The sequence below is a fragment of the Dietzia aerolata genome, assembly GCF_014144865.1.
In the GTDB taxonomy this organism is placed as follows: Bacteria; Actinomycetota; Actinomycetes; order Mycobacteriales; family Mycobacteriaceae; genus Dietzia; species Dietzia aerolata.
The window spans coordinates 1-5,276 of sequence record NZ_JAALDM010000061.1 but is presented as its reverse complement, the minus strand read 5'-3'; the positions used below and the strand labels follow the sequence as shown (position 1 = coordinate 5,276).

Annotated in this window: 6 protein-coding genes; 1 reads left to right on the top strand and 5 read right to left on the bottom strand. The window is 67.4% G+C overall.

Features of this window, described 5'->3' with window-relative positions:
• The coding region (locus G6016_RS04640) for an NAD-dependent succinate-semialdehyde dehydrogenase (RefSeq protein ID WP_182631527.1) at positions 1–1,311 on the top strand (1,311 nt) is incomplete at its 5' end.
• A 70-nt stretch (positions 1,312–1,381) separates the two neighbouring features.
• On the opposite strand, the gene ehuA is transcribed toward G6016_RS04640, so the two are convergent.
• The 5 genes from ehuA to G6016_RS04615 all read right to left on the bottom strand — a co-directional run.
• Positions 1,382–2,143: an ectoine/hydroxyectoine ABC transporter ATP-binding protein EhuA gene (ehuA, locus tag G6016_RS04635; protein ID WP_182631528.1), complete on the bottom strand. Its 762-nt coding sequence runs from the start codon at positions 2,141–2,143 to the stop codon at positions 1,382–1,384.
• 67 nt (positions 2,144–2,210) lie between these two features.
• Positions 2,211–2,855: an ectoine/hydroxyectoine ABC transporter permease subunit EhuD gene (ehuD, locus tag G6016_RS04630; RefSeq protein ID WP_182631526.1), complete on the bottom strand. Its 645-nt coding sequence runs from the start codon at positions 2,853–2,855 to the stop codon at positions 2,211–2,213.
• Positions 2,852–3,583, bottom strand: a complete 732-nt coding sequence (gene ehuC / locus G6016_RS04625; protein ID WP_182631525.1) for an ectoine/hydroxyectoine ABC transporter permease subunit EhuC — start codon at positions 3,581–3,583, stop codon at positions 2,852–2,854. The genes ehuD and ehuC overlap by 4 nt, the downstream gene beginning before the upstream one ends.
• Positions 3,584–3,613: 30 nt before the next feature.
• Entirely contained in the window at positions 3,614–4,525 is a 912-nt protein-coding gene (gene ehuB, locus G6016_RS04620) for an ectoine/hydroxyectoine ABC transporter substrate-binding protein EhuB (protein ID WP_182631524.1), read from the bottom strand.
• Positions 4,526–4,771: 246 nt separating this feature from the next.
• The coding region (locus tag G6016_RS04615; protein ID WP_182631523.1) for a GntR family transcriptional regulator at positions 4,772–5,276 on the bottom strand (505 nt) is incomplete at its 5' end.

The window sequence follows — 5,276 nt, the reverse complement described above, 5'->3', positions numbered from 1 at the left end:
GACGCCGCGGCCGCCATCGAGGCCGCCGGACGCGCCCAGCCCGGGTGGGCCGCCGTGCCCTCGCGCGAGCGCTCCGAGATCCTGCGCCGCGCCTACGAACTCCTCAAGGAGAGGGCCGACGACATCGCGCTGATCATGACCACCGAGATGGGCAAGCCGCTCGCCGAGGCGAAGGGCGAGGTCAACTACGGCGCCGAGTTCTTCCGCTGGTTCTCCGAGGAGGCCGTCCGCGTCCGCGGCGACGCCCGCCGCTCCCCCGACGGCAACACCCGGTTCATGGTCACCTCCGAGCCGGTGGGGCCGTGCATCCTCGTCACCCCCTGGAACTTCCCGCTGGCCATGGCCACCCGCAAGATCGGGCCCGCCATCGCCGCCGGGTGCACGATGGTCTTCAAACCCGCCGAACTCACCCCGCTGACCTCCCTGTACGTGGTGGACCTGCTGCGCGAGGCCGGGCTGCCCGACGGCGTGCTCAACGTGGTGTGCACGACCTCGCCCGGCGGCGTGGTGGAGCCGTGGATCGACTCGGGTATCGCCCGCAAACTGTCCTTCACCGGGTCCACGCCCGTCGGCAAGATGCTGCTCGAGCAGTGCGCGCGCGGCGTCCTGCGGACCTCCATGGAGCTGGGCGGGAACGCGCCGTTCGTCGTGTGCGCCGACGCCGACCTCGACACCGCCGTGAACGCCGCGATGGCCGCCAAGATGCGCAACATGGGTGAGGCCTGCACGTCCGCCAACCGGATCCTGGTGCACCGCTCGATCATCGACGAGTTCGGGCAGCGACTCACCGATCGGATGGCCGCGCTGCGCGTGGGAAATGGGGTCGACGACGACGTCGACGTGGGCCCCCTCGTCGAGGAGAAGGCCCTGGCCAAGGTCGACGGGCTGGTCGGCGACGCCGTGTCACGCGGTGCCCAGGTCCTGACCGGCGGCAGCCGCGTCGACGGGCCGGGCTTCTTCTACTCGCCGACCGTGATCACCGGGGTCGCGCCCGAGTCCGAGTTGATGTCGACCGAGATCTTCGGGCCCGTCGCCGCGCTCATCCCCTTCGACACCGACGACGAGGCCGTCGAGATGGCCAACGACACCGAGTTCGGGCTGGTCTCCTACGTCATGACCGAGAACCTCGACCGGGCACTGACGATGTCCGAGCGGCTGCAGGCCGGGATGGTCGGCATCAACGTGGGCGTGGTCTCCAACCCGGCCGCCCCGTTCGGCGGAATCAAGCAGTCGGGCCTGGGCCGCGAGGGCGGCCTGTCCGGCATCGATGAGTTCCTCGAGACGAAGCTGGTCGCGATCCCCGTGCGCTGAGGTGCGGGGCCGGCCCGGCCGGCGGCGGGCCGGGCCCGCTCGGCTCGTGCCGCGCCGGACCCACCCGGGGTCAACGGTCGAGGACGGCCTTGAGGAAGGTGCGCGTCCGGTTCATCTGCGGGTTGGTGAAGATCTGCTCGGGGGTGCCCTCCTCGACGATCTTTCCCTTGTCGAACACCAGCACGCGGTCGGCGACGTCGCGCGCGAAGCCCATCTCGTGGGTGACCAGCAGCATCGTGATGTTGGTGGTCTCGGCGATCATCCGCAGGACCCCGAGGACGTCGGCGACCAGTTCCGGGTCGAGCGCAGAGGTGACCTCGTCGAGCAGCAGGATGTCCGGGTCCATGGCCAGCGCGCGGGCGATGGCCACGCGCTGCTGCTGACCGCCCGAGAGCGTGGTGGGGTGGGCGTTCTCCTTGTCCGCCAGCCCCACCGTGCGCAGGAGTTCACGGGCGCGCTCGACCGCCTCCGACTTGGGCCGCTTGAGGACGTGGATCTGGGCCTCGGTGATGTTCTCCAGCACCGTCATGTTGGGGAACAGGTTGAACTGCTGGAACACCATCCCGATCTTCGTCCGGACCCGCCGCAGGTGTGATTGGGATGCCTTGGTCAGCTTGTTGCCCTTGATCTGATGGGTCAGCGGCTCGCCGTCCACCCAGATCACACCCTCGTTGGCCTCCTCGAGCGTCATGAGCAGCCGCAGGATGGTGGTCTTGCCTGAACCACTGGGGCCGATCAATGCCACCCGCTCGCCGCGCCGGACCATGAAGTCGAGGTGGTCCAGCACGACGTTGCTCCCGAACTGCTTGAGCACCTTGTCGAACACCACCATGTACGCGTTGCCGGGGCCGGCGTCCGCCGTGTACCTCAGGGCGGAGGCGCCGCTCTGCGCGGAATAGTCAGTAGACAAGGGACTTCTCCAGTTTCCGGATCAGGATCGACGTCGGGTAGCTCGCGATCAGGAAGATCACGCCGGCGATCGTGATGGGTTCGAGGTATTGGAAGTTCCGGGCACCGTACTGCTGCGCGGCCGTCACCATCTCCACGACGGTGATAGCGAACAGGAACGGGGTGTCCTTGAACAGCGAGATCGCGTAGTTGCCCAGCGCGGGCACGGTGTTGCGGATCGCCTGCGGCAGCACCACCGCACGCCAGGTCCGGCCCGCCGGCAGCGACAGAGCACGCGCGGCTTCCCACTGTCCGCGGGGCACCGCGTCGATTCCCGCGCGGTAGACCTCCGCCATGTAGGTCGCGTAATGGATGCCGAGTACCGCGATACCGATCTGCAGTGCCGTGAACTGCGGCAGCAGGAAGTAGGCGAACAGCAGCTGCACGACCAGCGGCGTGAGCCGGATGAACTCCGTGACCATCCTCAGCGGGATCGTGATCACCTTCGGGCCGGAGCGCCGCAGTACCGCGACCAGCAGTCCCAGGATCGCGGCGATGATGAAGCCCGCCACCGTGGCGAGCAGGGTGATCTTGAACCCCTCCAGCAGGAACGGGATGCTCTCGATCGCGCGTTCCCAACTCCAGTCCACGCTCATCGGTCCACCCCCACCGCGTCATCGATCCGTTCGGGCCGCAGGCTGAACATGCCGCCCAGCGACGGGCCGACGCCGAGTCGGGCCTTGGCGATGAACTCGAGCAGATTCATGAACAGTGTCAGCACGTAGGCGATCACGAAGTACAGGATCAGGCCGATGCCGAAGGCGAACAGCGTGTCGCCCGTGGTCTTGCGCAGCTCGCCGATCTGGAAGGTCAGGTCGTGCAGGAGGATGAAGCTGGCCAGCGCACTGCCCTTGAGGAGCTGGATCAGCAGGTTGTTCAGTGGCGGGATCATCTGGACCCAGGCCTGGGGGAACGTCACCTTCCGCAGACGCTGCCAGCGCGTGAAGTTCAGGGCGATCGCGGCCTCGGACTGCTCCCTCGGCACCGCCGCCAGTGACCCGCGGACGACCTCCGCGGCGTAGGCACCGTAGTTCAGGCCGAGCGCGAGAATTCCGCAGAACAGTGGGTCGAGCTCGTAGCCGAGCAGGGGCAGCACGAAGAACAGCCAGAACAACTGCACCAGCAGCGAGGTGCCGCGGAAGAACTCGATGATCACCCGGGCGATACCCCGGAAGAACACAGGCCTCGACCCCGCGGCCACGCCGAGCACCAGCGCCATGACGAACGCCAGCGCAGCCCCACCGAGGGTCAGATAGATGGTAATGAGAATGCCTTCCTGGAAGCTCGGCCAAGCTTCCAGGAAGGCGTCGAGGTTACGGTCCACAGCCGTTCACCTTGGTTCTCGGTACGACGATCATTCCCCGGCGCAGAGATCCGCGGTCGTCAGCGAGGGATCCGGGAGCTCCTCGGCCGTGAAGCCGAACTCGCCGACGATCTCGAGGTACTTCTCCTCGTCCGAGGTGATCTTGGCGAGCTCCTCGTTGTAGGCGTCGAGCAGTTCCTGGTCGTCGGTGCGGAACACCGTGCCGCCCGCGCCGATCTGCGGGACGCCGTCGATCTCCGCGACGAACGACTCGGTCACCTCGACGGGTGCGTCGGGATTGTTGTTGGCCATCCAGTTGAGCGAGATGGCGGTCAGCGCGAACACGTCGGCGCGGCCGGAGGTGACCGCATCCATGCCGTCCTGCGGGGTGGCGACCTGGGTGCTGTCGATGCCGAGCTCGGAGGCGTAGTCGGACTCGATCGCGCCCGTCATGGTGGACAGCTTCGCGCCGCTGTCGAGCACCGACTGCATGTCGGTCAGGTTCATCGGGTTGCCCTCGGCGACCATCAGCGCGGTCGTGTAGTTGAACTCCGGCTCGGAGAACGCGGCCTGCTCGCAGCGCTCCGGCAGAATCGACATGCCGGCGCTCACCACGTCGAAGCGATTGGCCTGGAGGCCGGGGATGAGGGCACCGAAGTCGGCGTTGACGCCCTCGACGGTGTCGATGCCGAGGTTTCCGAAGATCTCGCGGTGCAGGGCGACGGTGGCACCGGTCAGCTCGCCGTTCTCCTCGAAGGAGTACGGGGCCTCCCCCGCGAACCCGACGGTCACCGATCCCTGATCCTGGAGGCGCTCGAGGAGGCTGCCCTCCTCGTCACCTGTATTGGTCGAAGAACAGCCCGACAACACCATGGCCGCCGCCGCGACCACGGCGAGCGCGCCCTTCGTCCGGGCTCGTACGGGGGCCTTCGATACTGGGGCCTTCAACACCGAGGGTGCCATTGCTCTTCCCACCTTCCGGTAGCGATCGCACCGCGGGCACTCCCGTCATGCGACCTTCGACTATCACCGGAACGTGGGCTCACGCCCGATGCTCTCTTAGCTAATTTTGAAGGTATCACGTGTCACTTGTGGCCTCCGACACAACGCTAAACATCAACTTCCTCAGCCCCAACGAATTTCACTGCGGAGCCCCCAAATAAACAAGGGCCTACCAGCCACTTGTCGCACTCCGGTGGGCGCGAGAATTCAGCTCGCCAGGCCGGCCGCGCGGACCCGATCGAGCCCGTCGCGCATGTGCTCGACCAGAAGCGCGCGGGCGCGGTCGGCATCCCCGGAACGGACCGCATCCGCGATCGCCCGATGCTCTGTCAGGCGAGCCTTGGCATCCGTATAGGTGGCGCTCATGGCGTGCAGGCACATGCTCGTCTCCACCAGGACGGTCTCGTGGACCCGCGACAGTCGCGGACTGTGCGCGGCCTCGACCAACGCGTGGTGGAAGTCCAGATCGGCGGCCACCATCGCCGCCGAACGGGGCTCATCGGCCAGCGCCGCCATGGCGTCCACGGCGGCGTCGAGTTCGTCGGCGGCCTCCGCGGCCGCCCCCGACCCGAGGACCCGGTCCAGCGCGGCCGTCTCCACCGTGGTGCGGAGCAGGTACATATCGACCACCGCCTCGGGGGTCAGTTCTGCCACGAACAGCCCGCGGTTGCGGTGCGAGACCAGCAATCCCTCCTGGGTGAGCCGCTGCATC

Bases quoted from the DNA above. Each gene is read 5' to 3' on its own strand.
- ehuD (WP_182631526.1), bottom strand. From the start codon at position 2,855: ATGAGCGTGGACTGGAGTTGGGAACGCGCGATCGAGAGCATCCCGTTC.
- ehuB (WP_182631524.1), bottom strand. From the start codon at position 4,525: ATGGCACCCTCGGTGTTGAAGGCCCCAGTATCGAAGGCCCCCGTACGA.
- ehuA (WP_182631528.1), bottom strand. From the start codon at position 2,143: ATGGTGGTGTTCGACAAGGTGCTCAAGCAGTTCGGGAGCAACGTCGTG.